23 protein-coding genes and 2 pseudogenes are annotated in these 25,034 nt (G+C 60.3%); 13 read left to right on the forward strand and 12 right to left on the reverse strand.

Annotated features, from left to right (window positions below; translation table 11 throughout):
- Positions 1–105 precede the first annotated feature (105 nt).
- Positions 106–1,023, forward strand: a pseudogene (locus JOH52_RS31765) (LysR substrate-binding domain-containing protein).
- Between the two features lie 67 nt (positions 1,024–1,090).
- Positions 1,091–1,725: pseudogene (locus JOH52_RS36355) on the forward strand (tetratricopeptide repeat protein); the annotation flags it as partial.
- Positions 1,726–1,839: 114 nt separating this feature from the next.
- On the opposite strand, the gene JOH52_RS31775 reads toward JOH52_RS36355, so the two are convergent.
- Positions 1,840–2,166, reverse strand: a complete 327-nt coding sequence (locus JOH52_RS31775) for a GYD domain-containing protein (RefSeq protein WP_014528207.1) — start codon at positions 2,164–2,166, stop codon at positions 1,840–1,842.
- Positions 2,167–2,550: 384 nt separating this feature from the next.
- Between JOH52_RS31775 and JOH52_RS31780 the strand changes: the two genes are divergently transcribed.
- Positions 2,551–3,630: a mechanosensitive ion channel domain-containing protein gene (locus JOH52_RS31780; protein WP_014532082.1), complete on the forward strand. Its 1,080-nt coding sequence runs from the start codon at positions 2,551–2,553 to the stop codon at positions 3,628–3,630.
- 395 nt (positions 3,631–4,025) lie between these two features.
- Here the strand turns inward: JOH52_RS31780 and ppk2 are convergent, their stop codons facing one another.
- On the reverse strand, positions 4,026–4,946 hold the full coding sequence (gene ppk2, locus JOH52_RS31785; RefSeq protein ID WP_010967093.1) for a polyphosphate kinase 2: 921 nt from the start codon (positions 4,944–4,946) through the stop codon (positions 4,026–4,028).
- A 215-nt stretch (positions 4,947–5,161) separates the two neighbouring features.
- On the opposite strand from ppk2, the gene JOH52_RS31790 reads away from it, so the two are divergent.
- Positions 5,162–5,998 (forward strand): alpha/beta hydrolase, encoded by an 837-nt coding sequence (locus JOH52_RS31790; protein ID WP_014532083.1) that lies wholly within the window; start codon positions 5,162–5,164, stop codon positions 5,996–5,998.
- 107 nt (positions 5,999–6,105) lie between these two features.
- On the opposite strand, the gene JOH52_RS31795 is transcribed toward JOH52_RS31790, so the two are convergent.
- From JOH52_RS31795 to JOH52_RS31820, 6 genes are all read right to left on the reverse strand, one after another.
- Positions 6,106–6,891, reverse strand: coding sequence for a class I SAM-dependent methyltransferase (locus JOH52_RS31795; RefSeq protein WP_014532084.1), 786 nt, complete (start codon positions 6,889–6,891; stop codon positions 6,106–6,108).
- A gap of 61 nt (positions 6,892–6,952) precedes the next feature.
- Positions 6,953–7,765, reverse strand: a complete 813-nt coding sequence (locus JOH52_RS31800; RefSeq protein ID WP_017265825.1) for a class I SAM-dependent methyltransferase — start codon at positions 7,763–7,765, stop codon at positions 6,953–6,955.
- Positions 7,766–7,848: 83 nt separating this feature from the next.
- Positions 7,849–8,379, reverse strand: coding sequence for a tetratricopeptide repeat protein (locus tag JOH52_RS31805; RefSeq protein ID WP_014532086.1), 531 nt, complete (start codon positions 8,377–8,379; stop codon positions 7,849–7,851).
- Positions 8,380–8,400: 21 nt separating this feature from the next.
- A complete protein-coding gene (locus JOH52_RS31810; protein WP_010967088.1) occupies positions 8,401–8,697 on the reverse strand; it encodes a hypothetical protein in 297 nt (98 codons plus the stop codon).
- Positions 8,694–10,094, reverse strand: a complete 1,401-nt coding sequence (locus JOH52_RS31815; protein ID WP_014532087.1) for a type II and III secretion system protein family protein — start codon at positions 10,092–10,094, stop codon at positions 8,694–8,696. The genes JOH52_RS31810 and JOH52_RS31815 overlap by 4 nt, the downstream gene beginning before the upstream one ends.
- Before the next feature lie 233 nt (positions 10,095–10,327).
- Entirely contained in the window at positions 10,328–11,002 is a 675-nt protein-coding gene (locus tag JOH52_RS31820; RefSeq protein ID WP_014532088.1) for a GntR family transcriptional regulator, read from the reverse strand.
- A 128-nt stretch (positions 11,003–11,130) separates the two neighbouring features.
- Here JOH52_RS31820 and JOH52_RS31825 point away from each other — a divergent pair, with 128 nt between their 5' ends.
- The 5 genes from JOH52_RS31825 (at position 11,131) to JOH52_RS31845 (ending at position 17,043) form a co-directional block, all read left to right on the forward strand.
- Positions 11,131–12,135, forward strand: a complete 1,005-nt coding sequence (locus JOH52_RS31825) for a TRAP transporter substrate-binding protein (RefSeq protein ID WP_014532089.1) — start codon at positions 11,131–11,133, stop codon at positions 12,133–12,135.
- 66 nt (positions 12,136–12,201) lie between these two features.
- The gene (locus tag JOH52_RS31830) at positions 12,202–12,771 is read left to right on the forward strand and encodes a TRAP transporter small permease subunit (RefSeq protein ID WP_010967083.1); all 570 of its coding nucleotides are present in this window, start codon (positions 12,202–12,204) and stop codon (positions 12,769–12,771) included.
- Positions 12,768–14,084, forward strand: coding sequence for a TRAP transporter large permease (locus JOH52_RS31835; RefSeq protein WP_014532090.1), 1,317 nt, complete (start codon positions 12,768–12,770; stop codon positions 14,082–14,084). The genes JOH52_RS31830 and JOH52_RS31835 overlap by 4 nt, the downstream gene beginning before the upstream one ends.
- On the forward strand, positions 14,081–15,520 hold the full coding sequence (locus JOH52_RS31840) for a malonyl-CoA decarboxylase (protein WP_014532091.1): 1,440 nt from the start codon (positions 14,081–14,083) through the stop codon (positions 15,518–15,520). Before JOH52_RS31835 ends, JOH52_RS31840 begins: the two co-directional genes overlap by 4 nt.
- Positions 15,517–17,043: a malonate--CoA ligase gene (locus JOH52_RS31845; protein ID WP_014532092.1), complete on the forward strand. Its 1,527-nt coding sequence runs from the start codon at positions 15,517–15,519 to the stop codon at positions 17,041–17,043. Before JOH52_RS31840 ends, JOH52_RS31845 begins: the two co-directional genes overlap by 4 nt.
- A 33-nt stretch (positions 17,044–17,076) precedes the next feature.
- On the opposite strand, the gene greA is transcribed toward JOH52_RS31845, so the two are convergent.
- Positions 17,077–17,559 carry a transcription elongation factor GreA gene (greA, locus tag JOH52_RS31850; protein WP_010967080.1) on the reverse strand — a complete coding sequence of 161 codons (483 nt, stop codon included), beginning with the start codon at positions 17,557–17,559 and terminating at the stop codon, positions 17,077–17,079.
- A gap of 180 nt (positions 17,560–17,739) precedes the next feature.
- Between greA and JOH52_RS31855 the strand changes: the two genes are divergently transcribed.
- Both JOH52_RS31855 and JOH52_RS31860 read left to right on the forward strand, forming a co-directional pair.
- Complete coding sequence (locus JOH52_RS31855) at positions 17,740–18,453, forward strand: DUF6065 family protein (RefSeq protein ID WP_014532093.1); 714 nt, start codon at positions 17,740–17,742, stop codon at positions 18,451–18,453.
- 251 nt (positions 18,454–18,704) lie between these two features.
- Positions 18,705–19,094: a hypothetical protein gene (locus JOH52_RS31860; RefSeq protein ID WP_015242659.1), complete on the forward strand. Its 390-nt coding sequence runs from the start codon at positions 18,705–18,707 to the stop codon at positions 19,092–19,094.
- A 5-nt stretch (positions 19,095–19,099) separates the two neighbouring features.
- On the opposite strand, the gene JOH52_RS31865 is transcribed toward JOH52_RS31860, so the two are convergent.
- Positions 19,100–19,885, reverse strand: a complete 786-nt coding sequence (locus JOH52_RS31865) for an anti-sigma factor family protein (protein ID WP_014532095.1) — start codon at positions 19,883–19,885, stop codon at positions 19,100–19,102.
- The gene (locus JOH52_RS31870; RefSeq protein ID WP_014532096.1) at positions 19,882–20,424 is read right to left on the reverse strand and encodes an RNA polymerase sigma factor; all 543 of its coding nucleotides are present in this window, start codon (positions 20,422–20,424) and stop codon (positions 19,882–19,884) included. The genes JOH52_RS31865 and JOH52_RS31870 overlap by 4 nt, the downstream gene beginning before the upstream one ends.
- Before the next feature lie 142 nt (positions 20,425–20,566).
- Here JOH52_RS31870 and JOH52_RS31875 point away from each other — a divergent pair, with 142 nt between their 5' ends.
- Positions 20,567–21,967, forward strand: a complete 1,401-nt coding sequence (locus JOH52_RS31875; protein ID WP_014532097.1) for a S8 family serine peptidase — start codon at positions 20,567–20,569, stop codon at positions 21,965–21,967.
- 297 nt (positions 21,968–22,264) lie between these two features.
- Positions 22,265–22,738 (forward strand): VOC family protein, encoded by a 474-nt coding sequence (locus JOH52_RS31880; RefSeq protein WP_017265827.1) that lies wholly within the window; start codon positions 22,265–22,267, stop codon positions 22,736–22,738.
- Between the two features lie 76 nt (positions 22,739–22,814).
- Here the strand turns inward: JOH52_RS31880 and JOH52_RS31885 are convergent, their stop codons facing one another.
- Complete coding sequence (locus JOH52_RS31885) at positions 22,815–25,004, reverse strand: putative bifunctional diguanylate cyclase/phosphodiesterase (protein WP_014532099.1); 2,190 nt, start codon at positions 25,002–25,004, stop codon at positions 22,815–22,817.
- Positions 25,005–25,034: the final 30 nt, after the last annotated feature.

Genomic DNA, 25,034 nt, shown 5'->3' on the forward strand with positions numbered 1-25,034 from the left:
CTTTAATGAGTTAGATTTGGTGTATCGTAGCCTTCATCACTGTAGCCCATTCTTATTAAACGATAAAAATCCGAATCCTCAGCTCTAAGATGAATTGGATTCAGCATGCACCGCCCGCGTTTGCCTCCCCTGTCCGCGATTCGCGCTTTTGAAGCCGCCGCGCGCCTCGCGAGCTTCAAGGCCGCAGCCGAAGAGCTTTTGGTCACCCCCACGGCAATCAGCCATCAGATCAAACAGCTCGAAGCCTATATGAGCCTGCGCGTTCTGGACCGGACGCCCAGAGCCGTGACGCTGACGCCGCGGGGTAAGGCGCTTTACGAGGCGACGGCCGCCGGTTTTGGCGAAATCGAGCGGGTCGTCACACGACTGCTGGCTGAGACGGCGCCGACAACGGTCACCCTGACGTCAACGATAGCGTTTCTGAGTCACTGGCTGGTGCCGCGGATGGATGCGCTGCGCCAAACCATCCCGAATATCGACTTACGGTTGCACGCATCGAATAAGGTCGAGGAATTGCGCTCCAGGGGCATCGAGACCGCGATCCGTTACGGGCGTGGTCCATTCGCTGGCACAGCCAGTATTCAACTTCGCAGCGACGCGATGACGCCGGTTTGCAGCCCGAGCCTCGGTCTATCGCAACTTGGCGATCTGCGGCGCGTCACATTGATCCACATCGACGGGCGAAGCCGCCCGGCGCCGAAACCCGATTAGAATCGCTGGTGTGAACAGGCCGGCATCACCGACCTTGATACCAGTGCCGGCCCCCGATTTCCCGATAGCATGCTAGCCGTCCAGGCGGCCATTGCCGGCCAAGGCGTGGTCATCGCCAGTCGAGTGCTCGTAGCCGATGCACTTGCTGCTGGTTTGCTAGAGGCCCCATTCACGCAATCACTCGCCGGCGACGCCTATCATTTTGCCTGCGCCTTGGGGCTGGAACAGCGCACTGACATCGCAGCACTTCGGATGTGGTTTCAGAACTGCTTTTCCGCAGCTGAACCGGATCCCGCACACCGGTTACCGTGAGCCCAAGTCTCACGAGTGCAACGGCTATTTTGGCGCTGCGGCCGCAGTTTCGCCCTGAAGGCGTTTCCCGGCTCTAGCCGTGGAGCTGGGGTGGTCTCATTGGCTAAAGGTTGGGCTGCTTTACAGTTCTGACCCGCAGAAAGATCTTCAGGAGGCGGAGTGGTTCAATCAGGCCTCGCCGACAAGAACTTAAGCCCGCAGGTAACGAGGCTGGCAAATTGGCACAGTGCTTGGCTCCTGACGCTCAAGCGGGACCATGATGGCGCTATTGCGGCAATGAACAAGGCCATCGCGCCGCACCCTATAATGCCTTCACCCTCACTGATGCAGGAAGTATCTTCCTACATGCCGGTCAGCCCGAAAAGACGCTGGAGCTGACAGACAAGGCAGCTGCTCGGGACCCCGGGACTGTCTTGGTTTTTTAACTACGTGCGAGGTTTCATCTACATCGTCCTTGGCAAAAACAAAGAAGCCGTCGAGGTACTCAAGACCAGGGAATTTGCCGACGCTCCGGTGCAATTAGCCATCGCCTATATGCGTCTTGGGCGCGACGCCGAGGCCCAAGCTGCCGTGGCGAAGATGCTGAAGTCGGGTCCGATTGCGACGATCCAGTCCTGGCGGCAGGCTTGGAACTTCCGAGACAACGCTATTCTGGATTGGGCATCGGCCGACCTTGCGCGCGCCGGCCCTCCGTCTCACTAAGCAAGAGACGTGGCACATTAACAAACGATCTTCGCGGCCAAGTGACTGTTATTCCTCTCCTTGAAGGGAGCAGGACCCGCCGACCTTCAGTATGGGTGAGAGGAGTGCACCAGCCTAGGATCCGGGGGGACGATAACTAATCGACTTTGCCTTTCCAAGTGCTCCCATCGTATCCTCAACGCTGAGGAGGACAGTGGTTTCGATAGAGCTGAGCGCGCCTCCTGCGCCGATGGCAAGGGCGACAGCCGCCATCGATACGTTGTCAGGCGCCTCCCACAGATTCCAACCATCATGCTCACCAAAGGCGTACCAGAACCCATGGAGCTTTCCGCCTACGGATTCTATATACGCACGTGCCGCCTCACGGCGATCTTCGGGGTTTTCAATCATTCGCGCCCATGTCTCGGGCGTGTAGCTGAAGCGCGTGAGATACATGGCCATGGTTTGCCTCCTCTGTCACAACAACTCAGTTAACGCTCAGTCCCGAGAGAACGCGAGTCATTTCCAACGTTCGGGATCGGCCTGCGAATGGCTTCAACCTTGCCGCCTAGGATGGCCGCTTGCGTCTCATTGCGGACTGTCGCCATCGGCCAGCAATGCTGATCATGGACGGTGCCCCACATTGATCTGAACGATGATATAATGGATTACTCGCTGTCTTAGACCGTGTGGACGAAGTGGCTCAAGAATGGGCCTGCGAAACGACGACGGATTGCCCTGACTATTCATTCAAACCTTGCCATATGGCGAGACATCACCGGAATGCCGCCGTCGAGGAACGAAAAGGCACTGGTTGGGCGTGGATGGCCACATCGGGGTGAACCCATGGAACGACGCGACAAGGAACAGGAGAACCTTTCCCGGCTCGAACAGGCCGCGCAACAGACTGCTGATCCAAAAACTATGCAACAGAAGGCGAAAAGGCCCGAGGAAAAATTCCGCTTCAGTCTTCGCAAGAAAGACGTCTGGTGGACGGTTGGCTTGGCTGCCGCTGCCTTGCTGCTTTTTGGCATCCAAGTCCTGATTAATTGGCGCTTGGATTGGCTTGACGCGCCCTTGCGCCTCCGCGTGATGAACTATGTTAAGGGCGGCCTTCTCATCTTTATTATGCTTACCGTTGCGAATGTTATTGAAGTCTTTCTTATTGGCCGAATTCCCAATCGTGTCTCGCGTTTCAACCTGAAACGTATTTTTCGGTTGGTCGTCGTGGTTGCCATCGTCTTCGTGGCGATTTCGGTCTTATTTGTAAATTGGTACGCAGCGTTCGTTTCGCTCGGCCTGATTTCCCTGATTCTTGGCTTTGCGCTGCAAATGCCGATCTCCAGTTTCATCGCGTGGATCTATATCCTGGCCAGGGCGCCTTATCGCGTTGGCGATCGAATTCGCATCGGCGATGCCCATGGCGATGTCATTGACGTCAGCTATCTCGATACGACGCTGTGGGAATTCGGCGGCGAGTACCTTTGGACCGATCATCCGAGCGGACGCATCATCAAGTTTCCGAACTCAACCGTGTTTGACACGCCGGTCTTCAACTATTCCTGGCCGCTGTTTCCCTACGTCTGGAACGAAATCAAGTTCCAGCTCGCCTATGAGAGCGATCTGGAGTTTGTGGCGCGGACCATGAGAGAGGTCGTGGAAGAGCAGGTCGGCGACATCATGAGCCAGAAGGTGAAGATATATAAGCACATCCTATCGAATACGCCGGTGGACGAGCTCGAAGTGAAGGAGCATCCCGTGGTTCATTTTCGCGTCAGCGAAAACACCTGGCTCGAGGCCATCGTACGTTATCTTGTGCCGCCGAAGGAAGCGGGGCGCACCAAAACACGCTTGATCAAGGAAATGCTGGCGCGAATGAACGCAGAGCCCGATCGCGTGCTGTTTCCGAAGAGCAATTTGAGGTGAACTTCCCTACGCCAGGCTTGTAAGGGGGCCCCCCGCGTCGCGGCAGGCAAGTCCGGGATACCTCCAGCATCCTGACCCGCGATCTCCGACTAAATCCAGGCAGCGACGGCGGCTATCACGAGCGAGAGGACGCCCAGCAGCGCGCCACTGGAAAACTGCGGCAGCGGCCGTGTCGGCGGCTTCGGTCGCCTGCTGCTTGGCGCGTTCCACCGACGCCTTGTAACCTTCCTCGATCCACCGGAATATTCTGCGCCTTAGTATATCGTATGGGGCGCCTGGTTCGATATGCCTTCTGAGAAGTTTGCATCGTCGCCCAGATTGCACCAGACACCTGCCGAACACATTCTGCCCGATGGCGTCTCGCCGGATGTCTTCGCGCGTTTGTATTCGAGATGTCAGTATTTCGCAGGAACGTAAAGCTCCGGAGGCAGGACCTTCCGCTCGTAGTTGGGATTGAAAATGCGCTCCGGCAAGGTGATATCCTCGTGCGGCACATCCTCATAGGGGATTTGCTTCAAGAGATGGTCGATGCAGTTGAGCCGGGCCCGCTTCTTGTCGTTGGCCTCGACGATATGCCATGGCGCTTCGCGAATGTTGGTACGGGCGAAGGTCTCTTCCTTGGCCTTGGTGTACGCTTCCCAACGGACGCGCGATTGCAGGTCCATCGGCGAGAGCTTCCACTGTTTCAACGGGTCGTGGATGCGCGTCAGAAAGCGCAGCTGCTGTTCCTCGTCGGTGATCGAGAACCAGTACTTAACCAGCCGAACGCCGGAGCGCACCAGCATGCGTTCGAATTCCGGCACGTCGTCGAAGAACTGCTCGACCTCCTCCTCGGTCGCAAAGCCCATGACGCGTTCGACGCCGCAGCGATTGTACCAGGAGCGGTCGAAGAGGACGATTTCGCCGCCCGCCGGCAGATGTGGTACGTAACGCTGGAAATACCATTGGGTCTTTTCGCGATCGGACGGCGCCGGCAGCGCCACCGTTCTAACGATGCGCGGATTGAGTCGCTGGGTGATGCGCTTGATGACGCCGCCCTTTCCAGCCGCGTCGCGTCCCTCGAAGATCACAACGACCTTCTGCTTGTGGTAGACGACCCAGTCCTGCAGCTTGATAAGCTCCGCCTGCAAGGCCAGGAGCGCGCGGAAATAATCCATGCGGGGAAGCGCCGGAGGATGCGCTTTACGGTAAATCTCGCGGATTTTCTCGGATAAGGTCGGTTCTGAAAGCTCAAGCTCGTAATCCTCGTCGATTGTGTCAGCAAGCTCCGCTTCGAGCCAATCGATGCGTTCTACCTCGTCTTTCGAGTTACTCATGTTACGCCTCCGCAGTTCACGCCAACAATCTTGATCGCAAGATTGGCTTATTCAATGTCGGAGTGAAGGAAAATTCACATTCCTCGGGACGCATGCCGCCGGCGTAAGCAGGGTCGAGACTCACCGGCGACACAAGAGCGTTGTGATGGCAGCTCCCATTTGGGCATACTAACCGACGATCTCAATGGATCGGACGAGCGAGCGAGCATGATACTGTGAATGCCACTAAACTCCTGCTGATCTTGCCGCTATTGGCGGCTTTCGCATACATCTCGCTTGTTGGCTTGACGTATCTGTCACAGCGCGCGCTCCTTTACCCTGGGGCAAGCGCAACGCCGGCGCCCGAGCGCGCGAGCTGGGGCCAGAATGCGTCCATCCAGACACCCGATGGAGAAACACTTCATGGCCTCTATAGCCGGGGTGAGCCCGGCCAGCCTTCGGTGTTGTTCTTTCTCGGAAATGCCGACCGGGTTAGCAACTATGGCTTCTTCGCCCAGGCCCTCGCCGCACGCGGCATCGGCCTGCTCGCGCTTTCCTATCGCGGCTATCCGGGATCAAGTGGGACGCCGAACGAGCATGGCTTATTGATCGATGGCATTGCCGCCTTCGACTGGCTTGCGGCACGTTCCGGAAACGAGATCGTCGTGCTGGGCCAGTCGCTGGGAAGCGGTGTGGCGGTCGATACGGCTGGGCAACGGCCGGCAGTCGCGGTCATCCTCGTGTCTGCCTACCTGTCGGTCCTCTCGCTCGCTCAGACCTACTATCCATTCTTTCCGGTTGCCCTCCTCACCAAGGATCCCTTCCGCTCAGATCTGAAAATCGCAGGGGTGAGGCAACCGAAGCTGTTTATCCACGGCCGGCACGACACCATCATCCCATTGTCTTCGGGCGAAGCTCTGTATCAGATCGCTCCCGAGCCCAAGCAGATGCTCATCTACGATGCCGGCCACAACGATCTGTGGGATGCCCGCATGGTTGACGACATCATCCGCTTTGTGCAGTCGCAAAAAGGAGGCACCGCGATTCCACCGCCTCGAACGGACCGGAACTGACGAGCCGCTAAAGCTCAACGCGATCATGCGTTATTCCAGCACGATATGTGGCTCGATTGACCCATACCTGCCTTCCACAGTGCTGATCGGCGACTTTCGCGGCGTAGTCAGCCTCCTCCGCCTGCCCGGCGGGCAGTGATGATCCACGCGCGAGAGTCGAAAAACACGCCCTCCGGGGTCATATGCCCCTCCAGCAAATCGCGCAGCCGCTGCAGTGGTTTGTCAGGCGGTTCATTCGTGCTCGCGAGAGCGTCCTGAACAAGATAAAGGCTGGTTAGCGCATCGAACGCCGCATCGACATCTGATCCATAGAAGACCGGCTCTTGCACGTCCGCAAAGTCGATCGACGTAAAGCCTGCCGCGCTCAGAAGGTCGGTGGCAACCGGAGGGTCGCCAAGTGAAAACGGGTTGGCAGCACCTGCGGAAACCGCAATTGCCGGCGCCAGCGCTTGCCGGATAGCACGTGACCACTCGTTACGCTCCCGGCTCTGCCACACCATCCACACAAGGCGCGCGCCGGGGCGCATTGCCCGGCCGATATTGGCAAATGCCGCCGCCGGATCGGCAAAGAACATCACGCCAAACCGGCTGAGGCAAAGGTCGAAACTGCCCGTCGGGAATCCGTGAAATTGCGCGTCGCCCTGCTCGAACATCGCATTCCGCAGACCCTCGGCGGCACTCCGTCGCCTTGCCTCCTCAAGCATCTCCGCGGAAATATCCACACCGATCGCTTCCCCTTGCGGCGCGGCGCGGGCGGCCTCGCGCGTCGTTTGTCCTGCACCGCAGCCGATATCGAGCACCCGATCATCTGCGCCAAAGTCGGCAGCAACCCGTAGCTGGCGATTGTGTCGCGCCAATTCTGCGTCGTAAAAGTCGGCACGATCCGACGCCATAACACTCACCCTCTTTGTTCGAGCTGGTACGGGAGTTTGATTTTCCGTCCCCTGCACCGCGTTACTCTCGTCTTCCCGTGTAAACCGACGTCGTCATGTTTCTGGTGACGACGCCTGCGAACTCGGTTTCGGCTATTTTCTCCAGTCCGCTGAGTAACCTTTCCCGTTCGTCCGCTGGCAGTGCCGTGACATTCGAGTAGGTCGCATAGAGGCGTCGAACAGCGGGTGGGTCCAGTGTCAGAGTCCAGTCTATGAGCTCCGGCTCGTCGGCCGTGAAACCAGCCTCCGCCAACTCACCCAGTCGCGCACCGACATCGAGGCCGTATGGCGTTTTAGTCGTTCCACCACCGGATGGGCTCGTACGATGGCCTGAGAACAGGTGAGCCGTCGCCCGATGAAATGGATCAGGCCTGACACCGCCCCCGAAGACATTCCAAAAGAGAGCGACGGTGCCGCCGGCTCGCAGCAGTCGATGAATGCGCCGCAGAGCAGGAGCGGCATCAATCCAGTGGAACGCCGTCGCACTGACGACGAGATCGAAACTCTTCTCCGGAACTTTCAATTTTTCGAAGGGAGTCTCCACCACTTCGAGCTCTTCCTTGTCCAATCGACCGCGAAGAAACCTGGCTAGCCGTCTGTCGGGCTCTACTGCCAGAAGCCGGTGGGGCCGATCTTCAAGAAGGCGTTCGGTGGCCAGCCCAGTTCCGGCTCCAATCTCGAGGATGGAGATACCGCGGCGGAGTCCTGCGCGATTTCGTAACGCGTCCCAGACGAGCTCCGGATAGGCGGGCCGGGCCGTGTGGTAGTTCTGCGGGTCGAGCCCAAATGCTTCTTTGCCGAAGGAACGGGCAAGGACGTCACTGGCCATAGCCATCACCGAGTTGCTGACCGCCGAAGCTAACTGCGAAGACGAAGCGGATCAACAACGCCCGGCGGCGGGAAACCGACGCCATTCCCTCAACTGCGGTCCAACAAGGCAAGATTGGCCTCGATTGTCTCGTCCCCCGGTGATGCCGCACGAGCTTCGAGCAGCAATTTGCGGGCCTTTGCCTTCTCGCCTCGGAGATATTGCGAGTATCCCATGTTGTTGACGATGCGTGGCTGGCGCCCGGCCACCTTGAGCAATTGATTGTAGGCGCGGTCCGCCAGATCGAACCGGCCGAGGCGGTCATAGCAGGCCGCCAATCCCATCAGCGCCTCGGCGTTATCTTGCCGCAGCTCTACCGCCTTTCGAAAGTGCTTCTCGGCGAGCCCATAATTGCCGTTCATGAATTGAAGCTTGCCCTGATCGAGATCGGACTTGCTCACGTCTCCGGATGACGCGAGAGCGGATGTCGGGTCGAATTCGGCACCCGACAACACCTCCGACGTCTGACAGCTCGAAAGAATCACGGTGGCGACGATCGCCATGGCCAGTTCCGTGGGCCGGCGTCCTCCTCCCGAACGGCCCAGCACACTGCGGCCGGACGCGCCTGTTGTCATCTCCATTCGCTGATCGCCGCCCTCTTGCTACTGTGTCGTGGTGTCGTTCGGATAAGTCTCACCATTCCCCCCGTTTTGCTCCGCGTTCGGCTGCTGCGGCTTATACTGTTCCAGGTCGGCCGGCGTGGCCAAGCTGGTCTGCTTGACCCGTGGCGGCCACGGATCGACCATCTGCATCACGCTGTTTGCCGCGATTGCATCGCCTGCGGACAGAGCAATCGTTTCGCTGCGGACGAGCTCATGATTCTGGCAGCCGGAAAGCAGGATCGACGACGCAAAGAGAAGACCGGGAAAGCCTCTGGGCCTGCTGCTCCTCCGGATCATTGGAGCTCCAGAAAATGGCCGGAACTCGGTGCGCGGACGACACGCGCCTGCCTCGACGCTGACCGACCCCTGCCGTTGACCTCCACTTCATCGATATTGCCGAGAAAGAATTCAGCTTCGGTCGGGCGTTTTGTTCGATCCGACGGGCTGGCGACCTTCTTGAGCGGATCGATCGGTTTGACGAGATGAGGCGTGACGATGATCACCAGATCGGTCTCGCGGCGCTGGTAAGCCTTGGACGAAAACAACGCCCCGAGAATGGGAAGTTGCCCGAGGCCCGGCACGCGCTGGGTGATGAGATTGTTCTCGCTCTGCAGGAGGCCGGCGATCATGAAGCTCTGGCCGCTCTTGAGATCGACCGATGTCCGGGCACGGCGGACGGAGAAACCCGGGATCGCGATATTTCCCACCCGGTAGGAGGCGGTATTGTCGATCGCCGAAACTTCCGGCTCGATATCGAGGGCGATGAGGCCGTCGCTGAGCACGGTCGGCGTGAAATCCAGACCGACGCCGAACTTCTTGTAGCTGACGGTAATGGTCCCGTCCTGTTCCGAGATCGGGATGGGAAATTCGCCGCCGGCCAGAAAGCTTGAAGTCTCACCGGACCGCGCTATCAGGTTCGGTTCGGCCAGGCGCCGGGCCATGCCCCGGTCTTCGAGCGCATCGATCGCCACATCGACCGAGTAGCCCTCTCCGATGAGGCTGCCGATAAGGGAGCCGGCCGGCGTATTGGATGTCGCGCGCGGGGAGGAGTTGAACTCGACACTCCCGTTCGACCACGCATAAGCGGCACTGATCTGGGTTCCAAGCTCCTTGCCGACGTCGCGGTTGATCTCCACGAATCTGACATTCAGCTGTACCTGTTGGGACGACGTGATCTTAATGGAGTTGATGACCTCCTCGTCGCCGGCAAAGCGCGATGCGATCTGCTCAGCCTGGGTAGCTGCGACCGCGTCCGTGGCAGAGCCGGAAAGAACGATCCTTCCGTTCGCCGAGGTTACCTTTACGCTCGAGCCCGGCACCGACTGCCGGATCGTCGAGGAAAGCAATTTCGTATCGAGCGTCACCTCTATGTCGACAATGCCGACCGGATTCTTTTCCGCATCGAAAATGGTGACGCTCGTCGAGCCCAGTTCATTGCCGAGGATATAGAAGGAGCGGTCGGTCAGAGGGGTTACGGTCGCAATCTCCGGATCCCCGATGACGATCTCATCGAATCGCTGCACGGCTCTGATCGTTACCGTCTTGCCCTTCGCAACCTTGATCGATCGCGAAAAATTCGACGAGATTTCCACGGAATCGCCGTTTGCCGACGCCGGAGGACTGACGCCAATGCCGGTACACAGAGCCACAACGAAGCAGAAGAACGCAAAAAGGGAGCCTCTTGACCTTGTCATGGTTCCTGTGTTCCTCCACGACACTCGGCACAATGTCGCACTCTCGTGACGCTACGTGTTGGCCGTAACCGCTGGGAGTTTTTCGGGAACCTGCCGCGAGGTCAACCAAGAATCCCCCCAAGCCACAATAAACACCCAGGAATTTTAAATAAAACCGTCAATTTTTGGTGGCCTGCGCAGCCTGTTATTCTCAAGTACTGTATTGGGCCGGAAAGCCTCGACCCTCCGGTTTCCTATCTGAGGCGGCCGCTGCGCCGCTCACGGTTCGAGAGGTTTGCTACAAGGTCACCGAAGCGGTCTCCTTGGACCGCCACATGGCTGCGCAAACCCTCCCGCGCGCCATCCGTATTGCCGGAAAGAATGGCTTCGACGATCTCTCCATGTTCCCTGAACGAGACCTTCATGCGGTTACGAACTCTGAGCTGCAGGCGACGATAGGGGCGAAGGCGGCGATGCAAGGTCGTGCATTGCTCCTCGAGAAAGCCGCTATGGCTCGCCGTGTATATCGCACGATGGAATATCTCGTTTTCATAATAGTAGCGATCGGTCTCCTCGCTGAGGACCGCCTCCCGGCATTTCTCATGGGCAGCCAACAGAGCCGCACTGTCTTCCTCGGTATGCCGGCGAGCGGCAAGAGCACCCGCCATGCCTTCCAGTTCAGCCATCACCTCGAACATTTCGTAGACGCGCTGAGGTGCCGGGTCCACGACGACTGCGCCGCGCCGCGGTCTGATCTCGACAAGCCCGATCGCGCTCAATTGCATCAAGGCTTCGCGGATCGGGGTGCGGGATACGCCGAAGCGCATGGCGAGTTGCGTCTCGTCCAGGCGTTCACCCGGCTCGAACTCGCCCGTTACGATGCCGTTCTCGATATCGTCCCGCAGCTTGTAGAAAATGTTTTCGCTCATTCCTTATCCGACCAGTCCCGGTATGCAGCAACCATTTCTCTTGTATACAAAAATCTTGACACGGTACGCAAGATGGCTCCACTCTTATTACCAAGCCGGCGGGAGGCTGGCATGTCAGGGAGGAAGAAATGAGCAGTTTTCGACGGAAGTTGACGACTTCCGCTGTCGCGGCCATCTGCAGCTTGGTTGCTTCCACAGCGGGCGCCCAGACGGTGTTGAAGGCGTCGCACCAATTCCCGGGGGGCAAGGGCGACATTCGCGACGAGATGGTGCAACTGATCGCCCGCGAGGTCGCCGCCGCCAATGTCGGCCTCGAAATCCAGGTGTTCCCGGGGTCGTCTCTTTACAAGCCGAACGATCAGTGGAATGCGGTTACACGTGGCCTGCTCGATATGACTTCGTTCCCCTTGGACTATGCTTCCGGCCGCCACCCGGAATTCTCCGCGACGCTGATGCCCGGCCTCGTGGGAAACTTCGACCGCGCCATGCGGCTTAACGACTCCGAGTTCATGGGGGACATAAAGAAGGTCATCGAGAATGCCGGCGCCTTGGTGATCGCCGATGCGTGGCTCTCCGGTGCCTTCGGCTCCAAGAAGAATTGCATCACCTCCCCCGACACGATCAAGGGACAGGTGATCCGCGCCGCCGGGCCGGCCTTCGAGGAGATGCTCGTGGAAGCCGGCGCTTCGATCTCATCCATGCCTTCGTCGGAAATCTACACCGGCATGCAGACGGGCGTCCTGGATGCGGCGAACACCTCGTCGGCGAGTTTCGTCTCCTATCGCCTGTTCGAACAGGCCAAGTGCCTCACGGCGCCGGGAGAAAATGCCCTCTGGTTCATGTACGAACCGGTGCTGGTATCGAAGCGCGTCTTCGATGGCCTGACGGAAGAGCAGCAAAAGGCAATCCTCGCTGCCGGCGAGAAAGCGGAAGTCTATTTCAACGAAGAGGTCCGCAAGGGCGATCAGGTCATGATCGACACCTACAAGAAGGCAGGCGTCGAAGTCGTCGAGATGTCGAAGGAGGATTACGATGCCTGGCTCGAGCTCGCCAAGGCGTCGTCCTACAAGAACTTCGCCGCCAACGTTCCCGGCGGCGACAAGCTGATCGAAAAGGCGCTCGCCGTGAAGTAAGGCGGACCGGCAGAACGGCGCGCTCCGGCGCGCCATTCCCTTCCAGCGCAACTCGGGGATGATCTGATGCTCAAGGCCTATTCACGGGCTGTCGGCAATGCTTCGCGTGGCCTCGCGGCCGTTGCGACGGCCCTGCTCATTGCGGCGATGCTCGTCGTCTGCCAGATGATCATGCAGCGCTATGTATTTCGTCAGGCGACGATCTGGCAGACGGACTTCGTCGTGTTTTCCGCAACCGCAGCCATGTTTCTCGGCGCGCCCTACGTCTTGCTCAAGGGCGGCCATGTGGGCATCGACGTCGTCGAAATGGTGGTGGGCGAACGTACGCGATACGTTCTGCGCATCATTGCGGGCCTGCTCGGGCTCCTGTTCTGCGCCGTCATGCTGATTGCCACATGGATTCAGTTCCATGACGCGTGGGCGGGAAACTGGAAACACTCCAGCGTCTGGGCGCCGCCGCTTTGGGTGCCGCTCGCTGCCCTGCCCGTCAGCTTTGCCATGCTGTGCCTGCAATATGTCGCGCAGATTCTGACGCTCCTCACCGCCCCGGCAGTCCCGGCAGCCATGGGCCATGGCGCGGCCGAACCGGGTTCGGCCCCTGGCGCCGACCGTCATCCACAGGAGATCATTCAGTGAGCCCGACTGTCTCTGGACTGATGATCGTTGCGTGTCTTTTCGTGCTGCTGGCAACGGGAATGCCCATCGCCTTCGCCTTAGGTCTCGCCGCCTTCGCAGCGCTCTACATGCAAAGCGGCGCCGGCATTTTCTACGTGCTCGGCGACACGATGTTTTCCGGTATCGCCAATCTGGCCTATGTGTCGATCCCGATGTTCGTCCTCATGGGCGCGGCGGTCGCCTCTTCGCCGGCCGGATCTGATCTCTACACCTCGCTCGACCGGTGGCTGAACCGCATCCCGGGGGGGCTCATTCTGTCCAATATCGGAGCTTGCGCCATCTTTTCCGGCATGACTGGCTCTTCGCCCGCGACCTGCGCGGCGATCGGCAAAATGGGCATTCCGGAAATGATGCGGCGCGGCTATCCCGCTTCGGTCGCGAGCGGCTCCATCGCCGCCGGCGGCACGCTGGGCATTCTCATTCCCCCTTCGGTGACGCTGATCGTCTACGGAATAGCGACCGAGACCTCCATCGGGCGGTTGTTCATGGCGGGGATCCTGCCGGGTATTTTGCTGACGATCATGTTCATGACCTGGGCGGTCATCGATTGCAAACGCAAGGGCTACGAATTCGAGGCACGCCTCGTTCGCTACTCGATGAAGGAACGGCTGGCCGTCCTTCCGCGCATCCTGCCGTTCCTGCTGATCATCGCCGGCACGCTCTACGTACTCTATGGCGGTATCGCCACGCCTTCTGAAGCAGCCGGTGCGGGCGCGTTCCTGACATTGGCAGTCGTGATCGTCGCCTATCGCTTGTTCCGCTTTCGGCCCGTCGCCGGCATCTTCGGGTCGGCAATGAAGGAAAGCGTCATGATCATGATGATCATGGCTGCTGCCGAGCTCTTCGCCTTCGCGCTGTCGTCGCTGTTCATCACACAGACCGTCGCCGCAGCGATCGCGGACATGGAGGTCAACCGTTGGGTGCTGATGGCGGTCATCAACGTCTTTCTGTTGATCTGCGGCATGTTCCTGCCCCCCGTCGCCGTCATCGTGATGACCTCGCCGATGCTCTTCCCGATCGTCACCCAGGCGGGTTTCGACCCCTACTGGTTCGCGATCGTGCTGACGATCAACATGGAGGTCGGCCTGATCACGCCTCCGATCGGCCTCAACCTTTTTGTGATCAATGCCATCGCGCCGCAGATTCCGACGAAGGACATTCTCTGGGGCTCACTGCCTTACGTGCTCGTCATGTTCCTGACGATCATTCTCCTCTGCGTCTTTCCAGACGTTGCGACGTGGCTGCCGAACCAGATGCTGGGGACCGTCCAATGAACACGACGTCATTTTTCAGCGACATGCTGCAGAGCATTGCCGAGCGCGGCCGGCGATTCCTGTCGCTCGGTCCGGCCCGAAACGGCGATGTCAATCCGGTCGGCACCATGGAAGCGCTCTGCGACACGCTGCTGTCGAGCCGGGGCGAGGCGTCGGGCATGGCGCTGGCCAAGAACATTCTGGATCGCTGGCAAGGCTTCGATCAGGACAAGCGGCGCGATTTCATGTTGGCGCTGCTCTCTCGTTTCGGCCCTGATATCGAACGGCTGGAGCGGGCGATCGACGCCTATCGCGCCGATCCGACGCCGAAGGCGCTGCTCGAGATGAGCATGGCGGCAGAACCGCGCCGCCAGGAATTGATCCGCAGGCTCAACCTTGCGCCGAACGGCATCGCGACCCTCGTCCGCATGCGGGCGGACCTCCTCGAACTTAAAGCCCAAAACCCCGATCTGGAGGCGGTCGATACGGACTTCGCGCATCTCTTCGGATCCTGGTTCAATCGGGGCTTCCTCGTGCTGCGGCTGATCAGCTGGTCGACGCCGGCCGACATTCTGGAAAAGATCATTCGCTACGAGGCCGTCCATCATATCGGCGGCTGGGACGAGTTGCGCCGGCGGCTTGCGCCGGAGGACCGGCGCTGCTTCGCCTTCTTTCATCCGCAGCTGGTCGACGACCCGCTGATCTTCGTTGAAGTGGCGCTGACACGCGAAATGCCTCCCAACATCGCGGACCTGCTGAAGGAGGATCGTGCTCCGATCCGCGCTACTGACGCGACGACAGCCGTCTTCTATTCCATTTCGAACTGTCAGGAAGGCCTCAGGGGCATCTCCTTCGGCAACTTCCTGATCAAACAGGTGGTGGAGGATCTGCGGCGCGACCTCCCTCGCCTCGACACCTTCGTGACGCTGTCGCCGGTGCCGGGCTTTGCCGATTGGTTGTCGCGCGAACGCCAGACGGAAGCGTCCAACGCCCTGTCGGCCGCCGATCGCAGCAGGCTTGCGGCGCTCGACGAGCCTGATTGGGCCGATCAGCCGGAGATCGCGGCAGCCATCCAGCCAAGCCTTACGGCTGCGGCCGCCTGGTATTTCCTCAGGGCCCGCAATCTCCACGGCAAGACAGTTGATCCCGTTGCCCGGTTCCATCTCGGCAATGGCGCGCGGCTGGAACGCATCAATTTCCTAGGCGACCGGTCCGAACGGGCCATGCGCCAGGCCCACGGGCTGATGGTCAACTATCTTTACAAGCTCGACGACATCGAGACTAACCACGAGGCATTTGCAACCCGTGGCGAGGTCGTCGCCGCACCTGCGATCCGCCGGCTGATCCCGGCCGACAGAAGTTCACGTAGCCTCGTTCCGGGTCCGGACGTTTTTCCCCCGGGCGTCCGATCAGCTGACGCACCAGGAAGGAAAGGTGACAAGGAGTTCACTTCATGAGCAACCATCTGTTCGACGCCATACGCCGGGCAGCGCGCCCCGGCTCCGCCTTCATCCTGACGGCCGATGGGCGCGTCTGGACCTATGGCGACATGTTGGAGCATTCGGGACGCATCGCTTCCGTGCTCGACGCCCTGGGGGTGCGGCCGGGCGATCGGGTGGCGGTGCAGGTGGAGAAGAGCCCCGAGGCGCTGATGCTCTATCTCGCCTGTCTTCGCACGGGCGCCGTCTATCTTCCGCTCAACACGGCCTATACGCTTGCCGAGTTGGACTATTTCTTCGGCGATGCCGAGCCGCGGCTTATCGTCTGCGCCCCAGGCGCGAAGGAGGGGATTGCGAAGCATGCCGCCGATTGCGGCGCCGCGGTCGAAACGCTCGACGAGAAGGGTGGCGGCTCGCTGATCGACCTTGCCCGGGGCAAGGCGTCGGATTTCCCCGACGCCGATCGCGGTCCGGATGACCTCGCCGCCATCCTCTACACGTCCGGCACGACCGGCCGGTCCAAGGGCGCGATGCTGACGCATGACAACCTCCTGTCGAACGCCACCACGCTTCGCGAGTATTGGCGCTTCACGGCCGACGACAGGCTGATCCAAGCCCTCCCGATCTTCCACACGCATGGCCTCTTCGTTGCATCGAACGTCATTCTTCTGGCCGGCGCCTCGATGTTTTACCTGCCAAAATTCGACGCGAACGAAGTCCTGCGTCTGATGCCGCAATCAACCTCAATGATGGGCGTTCCGACCTTCTATGTGCGCCTAGTTCAGAATCCGGGGCTAACGCGCGAGGCAACCGCCGGGATGCGGCTTTTCGTGTCTGGCTCGGCTCCGCTGCTTGCCGAGACTCACAGGACTTTCGCGCAGATGACCGGACATGCCATTCTAGAGCGCTACGGCATGACCGAAACCAATATGAACACCTCGAACCCCTATGACGGCGAGCGCATCGCCGGAACCGTCGGCTTCCCCTTGCCGGGGGTTTCGCTTCGCGTCGCCGATCCGGAGAGCGGCAGGCCGCTCCCGAAAGGCGAAACGGGGATGATCGAGGTGAAGGGCCCGAACGTGTTCAAGGGCTATTGGCGCATGCCCGAAAAGACGCAGAGCGAGTTCCGCGCCGACGGTTTCTTCATAACCGGCGATCTCGGCAGGATCGACGAGCGCGGCTACGTCCATATCGTCGGGCGAGGAAAGGATCTCGTGATCTCCGGCGGTTACAACATTTATCCGAAGGAGGTCGAAACCGAGATCGATCAGATGCCGGGCGTCGTGGAAACGGCTGTGATTGGGCTGCCGCATCCGGATTTCGGCGAAGGCGTCACGGCTGTGGTCGTCCGGAAGCCCGGTGCGGCCATCGACGAACGCGCCATTCTCGATGGTCTGGAAGGTCGCCTCGCGCGCTACAAGCAACCGAAACGGGTGATCTTCGTGGACGACCTGCCGCGCAATACGATGGGCAAAGTCCAGAAGAACGTACTTCGCGAAACATATGCCCGTCTGTACGCAGGAGCCGAAGCGCGTGTGTAGGCGTCGCGCCCGTATGCCGGAGACATCGGCGCTTTATGAGATGGCTAGGATTTCGAGCTCCTGATCGCCGACACTCGCGACGTCCCCGACAGATTTGCCCATGAGAACCCTTGCCACCGGGGACACGTAGGAGATCGACCCGGCCTTTGGATCGGCTTCATCCTCTCCGACGATCCGGTATTTCTGCACCCGCCCGTCATCACGGCTGAAGGTGACGGTGCTTCCAAAGGCGACTACATCAAAAGAAGCCGGATCGGGGACAAGCTGAGCCGTTCGAACTCTTTCCGCGAAGTAGCGCAGCTCACGCAAGGGGCCGGCCGACTGCCGCCGCCGCTCGTTCACGTCCTCGATCGTGCTTGTGGCATCGAAGGCTTCGCGAGCCTGTTGGAGGTGCAATTCCAGAGCCTTCAATCCCGTTTCGGTGACAAGGTTCGGATGGGGTGAGATCGGCCGGTCAGGCAACAGTGTTTCCGAGGCCGTTTCGGCACTTTCTTCCTTGATGAAGGCAACGCTCATCGGCGAACTCCGTTTAGACGTGGCGCTCTCTTCGTACGGAGCGATCGCACGTTATTTTCTCGGAACTATATACGGCGATGATAGGAGCCGACAGTGTCGAGTTTCTGCTCATTCTCCCCCCCGACGGAATAGAAGCCTCTCCGTTCCGTTACTCCCGGGCCATTCAACGGGAGAAGCGGGATGTTAAGTTTCCTGAAGAAAGATCCGCAGGTCATTCAGTTTGTCTGCCATCCGGAAGACGATGGCGTCATCGCGCCGCCGCTACCGGCCAAATCGGTTCTGCCGGATTGGTTCCGCCGGCTGCCGGCGGTCGACAAAGGGCACCTGTCGGCAACCAACAACGGTCTGACCGTCAAACGCTGCATGCCCTTTCTCGATGCTATGACCACCGGCTGGATTCTGCCGATCGCCGCTACGGTGCGCCTTGACGTCAAGGATGACGGCCGCAGCGTCGATGCAGGCTGGGAGTTCGACCGGGTGATGGTCAGCAACCACGGCGCCCACCAGGTGGCGGGCAATCCGAAAGAGCCCTCCCCGCCCTGCAAGTTTCACAATTACTGGTCGATTCGCACGCCGCCGGGATGGAGTTGCCTGTTTCTGCCGCCGCTAAACCGCCCCGGACAGCACTTCGAATGTGTAGCGGGCATTGTCGATACGGACAGCTATAGCGCTCATATCCATTTTCCGTTCTTCGCGACGGCGCCGGATGGCCTTCACGTCGTCGAAAAGGGAACGCCGCTTGTACAGGTGATACCCTTCCGCCGTGCCGATGCGGCGGTCACGGCAGAAATCCGCGCCGAAACCCGCGCGGATGCTACCGAGCGCGAGGCAATCCATCGGAACACCCTCGCCGGAGAAGGCTGGTATCGCAAGTCGGCGCGCGCCGCGCGCTAGAGCACTTCCAGGAAGGTACGTGGCGATTTTCCGTCCACAAGTGCATAACTTCAAAGGGTTAGAGGGCTAGAGCGTTTCATGTCTCGATGAACAGGGAAACACTCTAAACGGTCCGATCAGACAAGAGAGCGGGGGCCGGAATGTCCGGCCCCCGCTCTCTTGTCGCACCTTCAACTTTTCCGCAATCTCAGCGCCCTGTGTGCCACAGCTTGCCTGGACGGTACGACCGGTCTGACCGGTTCGAGCTCGAATTGGACGAACGATTCGAGGAGGAGTTCGACGAACTGTTCGAGGATGAATTAGAGCTCGAATTCGAGGAACTGTTGGACGAAGAGTTGGAACTCGAATTGCTGGAGGAGTTGGAACTCGAATTGGATGAGCTGTTGCCGGCGACTATGATCTCGCCGTCGGTCCGGCCCGTCTGGGCGGTTTGCGTCGAAGTGCGATCCACGCCGGGAAATAAGGGGGCATATTCCCTTGCTTCGGCCGCAGAGCCCACGAATGCCGCCAGGCCGGCAGCGATTGCCTTGTTCGTCCAGTTCTTTGCCATCTCATCTACTCCTTGTGAAAACCGGACCGGTTCTTCGGTCCGCAGGAGTAACGGCCGGTGCGCGCCTCTATTCCATGATCGCAATTTTTGATGCACTTACCGTTGCGCACCTTGGAGTTCGCTGAGGGCTCTGGCCTCTTCCGCTGCCTCGAGCGGCGCCCCTGCATCGATCGCGGTCAGATAGGCGTCGAGCGTTTCCGTGGAAGATGCAGGAGCATAACCGCCGGTGGCTCCGGGTGCGATGACGGCGAACGTCACGCGCCACTCTGACCCGGCGCGGCAGGCAACCGAAACCACTGTTGAGCGATCGTCCGAGTCCAGCTCGAACTCGCGGCACAGCGCCTGCGCATTGTCACGGAATGTCGCAATCGCCCGGAAACGTTGGTCGGAACCTGGCAACCGCCGTTCCTCGCCTGCGGCGACCGTGGCGAGCGCCTCGTCAAGCGCAGGGCTGCCGATGGCGGCAACGCCCGAGCCACCCTCGATCGGCGCCTCGACACTTCCCCGCAGCCAATATCCGCCGAACCCCGCAACGACAGCCGCCAGAGAGGCGGCGACGGGAGCGAGCCATCGACTTCTGTGAGATTCGTTCGCAGCGCGGCGCGGGAAAGGCAGGATGCCCGCGCCCGATACCGAAGGTGGCGACGTCTTCTCCATCACCATTCTTTCGACCGCACGCTTGAGCTCGGAAGGTACCGGCTCATCGAGCAGCGGCTCCATAGCGGCCTTGGCCGCATGGCGCGTTTCGATGAAGAGTGCCACCCGCGCGACCAGCGCATCATCCGTTTCCATCGCTCGTTCTACTTCGGCAGCAGTCCCGGTATCGAGCTCGCCGTCGGCGAACCGCATCAGTATCTCATCCGAGAAGTCGGCTCTTGTCATTCGTTTGCGCCCTTCATTGACTGAGAACGTCCGGTCGCCTGTGTTATTCCGGCAGCCTCGGCCAAACTCCTGCGTGCCCTCGCCAGTCGGCTCATGACCGTACCGATTGGAATGCCCATCACATCGGCCGCTTCGCGATAGGATAGCTCCTCGACGCAGACCAGAAGAACCACCTCCCGCTGCTCGTCCGGCAATTCGGTGATCGCCTCCGCGACGGTCTTGAGGGTCAGCCGCGCTTCGGTTTCACGCTCGCCAGATGAACCGGCGATGTCATGACGCTCGGTGATATCGTCCTGCACGCCTGCGGTCTTCTGTCGGCGCACCTGGTCGATCCAGAGATTACGCAGGATACGGAATATCCAAGCATCAAAGCGCGTGCCCGGCTCGAAGCGCTCGGCACTGGCGAGTGCCCGCTCGCAGGCCGACTGCACGAGATCATCGGCAACATCACGCGAGCCGCAGAGCGAGATGGCGAAGCGGCGCAGATTGGGCAGGAACGCCATGAGGCGTTCGCCGACATCTTTCACCGCATTGCTCATCTCCCGAAACTCCGCAATTTGGCTAGAAGAGGGAATAGACCGACGACTCAGCCGTTCTGACACAATCTACAGGTAGCGGTCTCATCGTCCAATGAATGCGCTATCCTCCTATGAGCGTGACCTAGCCGATTGAGGTTTTCGGATGCTGACCAAGTTGAAACTGGCTCTGATCGCTCCCATTGCTGCAATCGCACTCGTATCCGGCGACATCCTGGCTCCTGGAAACATGATTGTGCGTGAAGTGATCGGAACCGGTCTCGCCTTGGCCGATGACGACGACGATGACGGTGGGAGTGGCGGCAACCGCGGATCGGGCGGTTCCGGCCGCTCCGGCTCCTACGGCGCCGGCGCCGGATGGAGTGGCGGCAAGAGCCTGTTTCCATTCCGAGAGTTCCTGCCACGTCGAAGCATCCCGCGGCGCTCTCGCGCAGCCGCACCCGCTGCGCCGATACGAGCGCCCGATGAGATCGTCGGGCTGGGTTTCAGTCCGACGGAACTCGGCGAGTTGACAGCCACGGGCTTCGAGGTCCTCGAACGAAACACGATGACGTCATTCAACGCCGAGGTGATCAAGCTTCGCATTCCCCGCGGGCTGACTCTGGAAGCCGCTCGGCAGCGGGCGCGCGCCGCGGCCCCTCAGGCGGTGATCGACTTCAACCATTATTTCCGGCCGGAGCAGCATCGCGATGCCCCGTGCGTCACGAGCGACTGCCTGGCACGGAACGTGATCGGCTGGCCCTCGGCTCAAACGGGGCCTAGCAATTGCTCGGCCGGCGTGCGGATCGGCCTTGTCGATACGGCGATCAATCCCGATCACATCGCATTCGAGGCTCGCAACTTAGAGATCGTCCGTCTCGTCGACGAAGAATTGCCGGAGTCGGGCAGACAGCACGGCACCGCTGTCGCGGCTTTGCTTGTCGGCTCAGCCAGTGGCCGTACGCCGGGCCTGATACCGGGTGGCAAGCTCATCGCCGTGGACGCATTTCATCGGGCGGGACGGCAAGACGACCGATCCGCCGCCTTCGATCTGGCGCGCGCACTCGACCTCCTTGCTGGGCGTCAGGTTCAGGTCATCAATCTCAGCCTTGCCGGGCCGCCCAATCTCCTGCTTGAACAGGCGGTCAAAAAGACGGGGGAGCGCGGGATCATCATGGTCGCCGCCGCGGGCAATGACGGTCCAAGAGCCGAGCCCGTCTATCCGGGTGCCTATGAAGAGGTCATTGCCGTCACCGCGACCGACAGGCGCAAACGGCCTTACCGGCGCGCCGGACGCGGAGAGCATATCGACTTCGCCGCCCCTGGCGTGGCGGTCTGGACAGCAGCCTCGGTCAGCGGCGCGCGTCCGAAGACGGGAACCTCTTTCGCCGCCCCTTTCGTGACCGCGGCGGTGGCGATGATGAAAGCATCTGAGCCGGAGCTCGCTGCGGAGATGCTCCGCGACAGGCTGACCGGACATGCCGAAGATCTCGGAGATCCGGGAAAGGATCCTGTCTTCGGCTGGGGCTTGTTGAACGCGCGAGCGATTTGCAAGGCGAAGTCCTGAGCTAAGCCGCTTCGTCCGGCGCAAGACGTGCATGGGAAGGGCCAAACCCACCGGCCGGCCACTCGCAACAACCGCACAATCGGCGCTGCGTGAAGACGCTGCAGCGTTGCGAGGTCGATGTGCCTAGCTTTCTTGCGGGCGCATTGAATTGTTCGTGATCCCGTGCGACTTTCGAAACGCATAATGGGAGCCTCTTCCGTGAGGTGCTCTACGCTCACTGGCGGCCGGGCGGGTGATTATCGACTGTCGGCCGCGTGCGGCCCAAAGCCGAATGTTTCCAAGCGAAAGGACCACGCGATGGCGAAGAATACGATTTGCCTATGGTACGATAAGGACGCCGAGGCTGCCGCTCGTTTCTACTGCGAGATCTTTCCTGACAGCAGGGTGAGTGCCGTGCACCGCGCACCCGGTGACTACCCCGCGGGCAAAGAGGGCGACGTGTTGACGGTCGACTTCAGCGTTGCGGGCATTCCCTGTATCGGCCTCAACGGGGGTCCCGCATTCAAGCACAACGAGGCCTTCTCGTTTCAGATCGCCACCGACGATCAGGAAGAAACCGACCGCTACTGGAACGCCATCGTCGGCAATGGCGGCAAGGAAAGCGCCTGCGGCTGGTGCAAGGACAAATGGGGGATTTCCTGGCAGATCACTCCGCGCGTGCTGACCGACGCGATGGCGGCCGGCGGCGACGAAGCAAAGCGGGCGTTCACGGCGATGATGGACATGAAAAAAATAGACGTCGCTGCAATCGAGGCGGCGCGGCGCGGTTGATGCTCCACCGAGACTGCGGCCCAGTTTGCGGCAAGAGCGTGTCCGCGTGTCCCTGTGCAGACGCTCGGACCGCCGGCTAGAAGGAGGTTCCTTGGGCCTTGTCTGTGCCAAGAAGCTGACGAAGTGAATTCTTCGACATCGGCCTGGACAAATGGAATCCCTGCAATTCGTCACAGCCCAGCTTGCGCAGGATCTCGCTCTGCTCCTCGGTTTCCACGCCTTCGGCGGTGATGCGCAGGCCTTTCGCACGTGCGATGCCGACGATGGACTGCACGACCGCCACACCACCACCGGGCCGGTCGAAGGCGTGGACGAAAGAGCGATCGATTTTGATCCGGTCGACCTCCAGGCGCTGCAACCGCCCAAATGAAGAGAATCCCGTACCGAAATCGTCAAGTGCGAACTTGACGCCGAACTCGCGTAGTGCCGTGATGTTTTTTTCGCAGACGCCGGCTTCGTCAAGGAGAGCAGTTTCGGTGATCTCGAGCTCCAGTCTCGACGGCTCGATCCCGAACTGGCGCAGCAGTGAGAGAACTTGAGCAGCATAATGGCGCTGTGCAAGCTCGACCGCCGAGACGTTGACTGCAATGTCGAGACCCGGAAATTCACGCGCGGTAGAACAGGCTTCCTTCAGCACGAACGCGCCGAGCCGATCGATGAGGCCGGCAGTCTCCGCAAGCGGAACGAAGGCATCCGGTGCTATAGGGCCTTTGCTCGGATGCCGCCAGCGAATGAGAGCTTCCAGCGAGCTTATCTCGTGCGACTGCGCAGAATATACGGGCTGATAGAAGACTTCGAGCTGATTGCCGGCGTCCAGCGCCGCACGCAGATCCTGTTCCAGGTCCCGTTTCGTTCTGATCAGGTCGTCCATATGAGGACCAAAGACTGCGTAGCGGTTCCGCCCGGCCGATTTGGCGTGGTAAAGCGCGATATCGGCCTTCCGCGTGATCTCGATGGGGTCGGCGTCATTTCCGGTCGCGACCGCCACACCTATCGAAAGCCCGATGAGAATGGGCTGTCCGTCTATCTCGAAAGGTCGGCGGATTGCAGCGATCAGCGCGTCACAGAGTTTCTCCACCTCGTCCTGGCGGGTACGCGCGACGATGATGGTAAACTCATCACCACCAATTCTGGAAATCGCGGCACCAGCAGCGGTTTCCTTAAGCCGCTTCGCGACCTCGACCATCAGCCGATCGCCAACGGGATGGCCGAGTGTGTCGTTCACTTGCTTGAAGCGGTCGAGATCGAGATACAGAAGAGCATTGGCTTGATCGATTGTCGACGTCGCGACGACCCGCGCCAGCAACCGGTTGAAAGACGCACGGTTGGCGAGCCCGGTCAACGGATCGTGACGCGCCAGATGGTCGAGCTCCGCCTGGCTTTCCTGCAGGCGTCTCGACCGCCTCCGCAGTACGACACTGAGCGCGCTCGTGAGGGCAAAAAGGAGGGCGCCGGCGACGAGAAGCACAGGCGCCGTGGCCTTCATCACATCGGCACCGGGTCTGAACGGGAGCCAGGAGAAATATCCTATCGTTTCTCGGGATGATGAAACGATCGGAGCATAGGACCGCTGTCGACCGAGTTCCGGCAAAACAGAAAAGCGCAGGTCCTCAAAGCCATAATCGTCACCGAGATGCGTCAGGAAATCGCCGTCGAGAAAACGGACCGCTAAGTGGAGATATTCCCTGCCGGGCTCCTGAACAATATCACCGGTGTCCGACACGATCGGCTTCACGCTGATAATCGCCGGGCGGCCCGCGATGCGTACGAGATCGCTCTCGCCGATGGACAGCACCTGCTCACTCGTTCCTCCCTCGTCGCCTGCTGCGAGCCGCTCTTGCAGCTTGGCGATGAGCGGCATTGCTTCGGGTCCTATGTTGCTGAAAGCTTCCTGCTCGTTGGTCTGGCCGGCAAGAAAGGCGTATAACGGCTTACGATCCGGACTGATCACGAATGCGCCGTCGTGTCGGAAATAGCTGTTCATCCAGCTACCCAGGTTAGAATCGACCCACCGCGGATCCCATTCCTGCGACACTTTTCTGACGGCGTCATCCCAAACGGTGGCACTCTCCTGATCATGGGCGATGCTACCTTGCATCTTGGAGATGACAAGCTCGACGAGGTGTTGCTGCCGCTTCACCGCCAAAGCGTCCGATTGCTGCGCCGACCAGCGGACGGCCAGGTATATGCCTCCCATCAAGGCCATTGCGATGGCCAAGGGCAGCATCCACCTGAAAACCGCGACTTTGCCAGCCACAAACCTCATCCGCACTCCTCCTGATAGGCTGCTCATCAA

Origin of the sequence: Sinorhizobium meliloti (genome assembly GCF_017876815.1) — a bacterium.
GTDB classification, from domain to species: Bacteria; Pseudomonadota; Alphaproteobacteria; order Rhizobiales; family Rhizobiaceae; genus Sinorhizobium; species Sinorhizobium meliloti.

What these genes read in the sequence shown, in the direction of transcription:
- JOH52_RS31775 (WP_014528207.1), bottom strand. Translation starts at nt 2,166, where the DNA reads ATGGCCATGTATCTCACGCGCTTCAGCTACACGCCCGAGACATGGGCG.
- JOH52_RS31780 (WP_014532082.1), top strand. Translation starts at nt 2,551, where the DNA reads ATGGAACGACGCGACAAGGAACAGGAGAACCTTTCCCGGCTCGAACAG.
- ppk2 (WP_010967093.1), bottom strand. Translation starts at nt 4,946, where the DNA reads ATGAGTAACTCGAAAGACGAGGTAGAACGCATCGATTGGCTCGAAGCG.
- JOH52_RS31795 (WP_014532084.1), bottom strand. Translation starts at nt 6,891, where the DNA reads ATGGCGTCGGATCGTGCCGACTTTTACGACGCAGAATTGGCGCGACAC.
- JOH52_RS31800 (WP_017265825.1), bottom strand. Translation starts at nt 7,765, where the DNA reads ATGGCTATGGCCAGTGACGTCCTTGCCCGTTCCTTCGGCAAAGAAGCA.
- JOH52_RS31805 (WP_014532086.1), bottom strand. Translation starts at nt 8,379, where the DNA reads ATGGAGATGACAACAGGCGCGTCCGGCCGCAGTGTGCTGGGCCGTTCG.
- JOH52_RS31810 (WP_010967088.1), bottom strand. Translation starts at nt 8,697, where the DNA reads ATGATCCGGAGGAGCAGCAGGCCCAGAGGCTTTCCCGGTCTTCTCTTT.
- JOH52_RS31815 (WP_014532087.1), bottom strand. Translation starts at nt 10,094, where the DNA reads ATGACAAGGTCAAGAGGCTCCCTTTTTGCGTTCTTCTGCTTCGTTGTG.
- JOH52_RS31820 (WP_014532088.1), bottom strand. Translation starts at nt 11,002, where the DNA reads ATGAGCGAAAACATTTTCTACAAGCTGCGGGACGATATCGAGAACGGC.
- JOH52_RS31825 (WP_014532089.1), top strand. Translation starts at nt 11,131, where the DNA reads ATGAGCAGTTTTCGACGGAAGTTGACGACTTCCGCTGTCGCGGCCATC.
- JOH52_RS31830 (WP_010967083.1), top strand. Translation starts at nt 12,202, where the DNA reads ATGCTCAAGGCCTATTCACGGGCTGTCGGCAATGCTTCGCGTGGCCTC.
- JOH52_RS31840 (WP_014532091.1), top strand. Translation starts at nt 14,081, where the DNA reads ATGAACACGACGTCATTTTTCAGCGACATGCTGCAGAGCATTGCCGAG.
- JOH52_RS31845 (WP_014532092.1), top strand. Translation starts at nt 15,517, where the DNA reads ATGAGCAACCATCTGTTCGACGCCATACGCCGGGCAGCGCGCCCCGGC.
- greA (WP_010967080.1), bottom strand. Translation starts at nt 17,559, where the DNA reads ATGAGCGTTGCCTTCATCAAGGAAGAAAGTGCCGAAACGGCCTCGGAA.
- JOH52_RS31855 (WP_014532093.1), top strand. Translation starts at nt 17,740, where the DNA reads ATGTTAAGTTTCCTGAAGAAAGATCCGCAGGTCATTCAGTTTGTCTGC.
- JOH52_RS31865 (WP_014532095.1), bottom strand. Translation starts at nt 19,885, where the DNA reads ATGACAAGAGCCGACTTCTCGGATGAGATACTGATGCGGTTCGCCGAC.
- JOH52_RS31870 (WP_014532096.1), bottom strand. Translation starts at nt 20,424, where the DNA reads ATGAGCAATGCGGTGAAAGATGTCGGCGAACGCCTCATGGCGTTCCTG.
- JOH52_RS31875 (WP_014532097.1), top strand. Translation starts at nt 20,567, where the DNA reads ATGCTGACCAAGTTGAAACTGGCTCTGATCGCTCCCATTGCTGCAATC.
- JOH52_RS31880 (WP_017265827.1), top strand. Translation starts at nt 22,265, where the DNA reads ATGGCGAAGAATACGATTTGCCTATGGTACGATAAGGACGCCGAGGCT.
- JOH52_RS31885 (WP_014532099.1), bottom strand. Translation starts at nt 25,004, where the DNA reads ATGAGGTTTGTGGCTGGCAAAGTCGCGGTTTTCAGGTGGATGCTGCCC.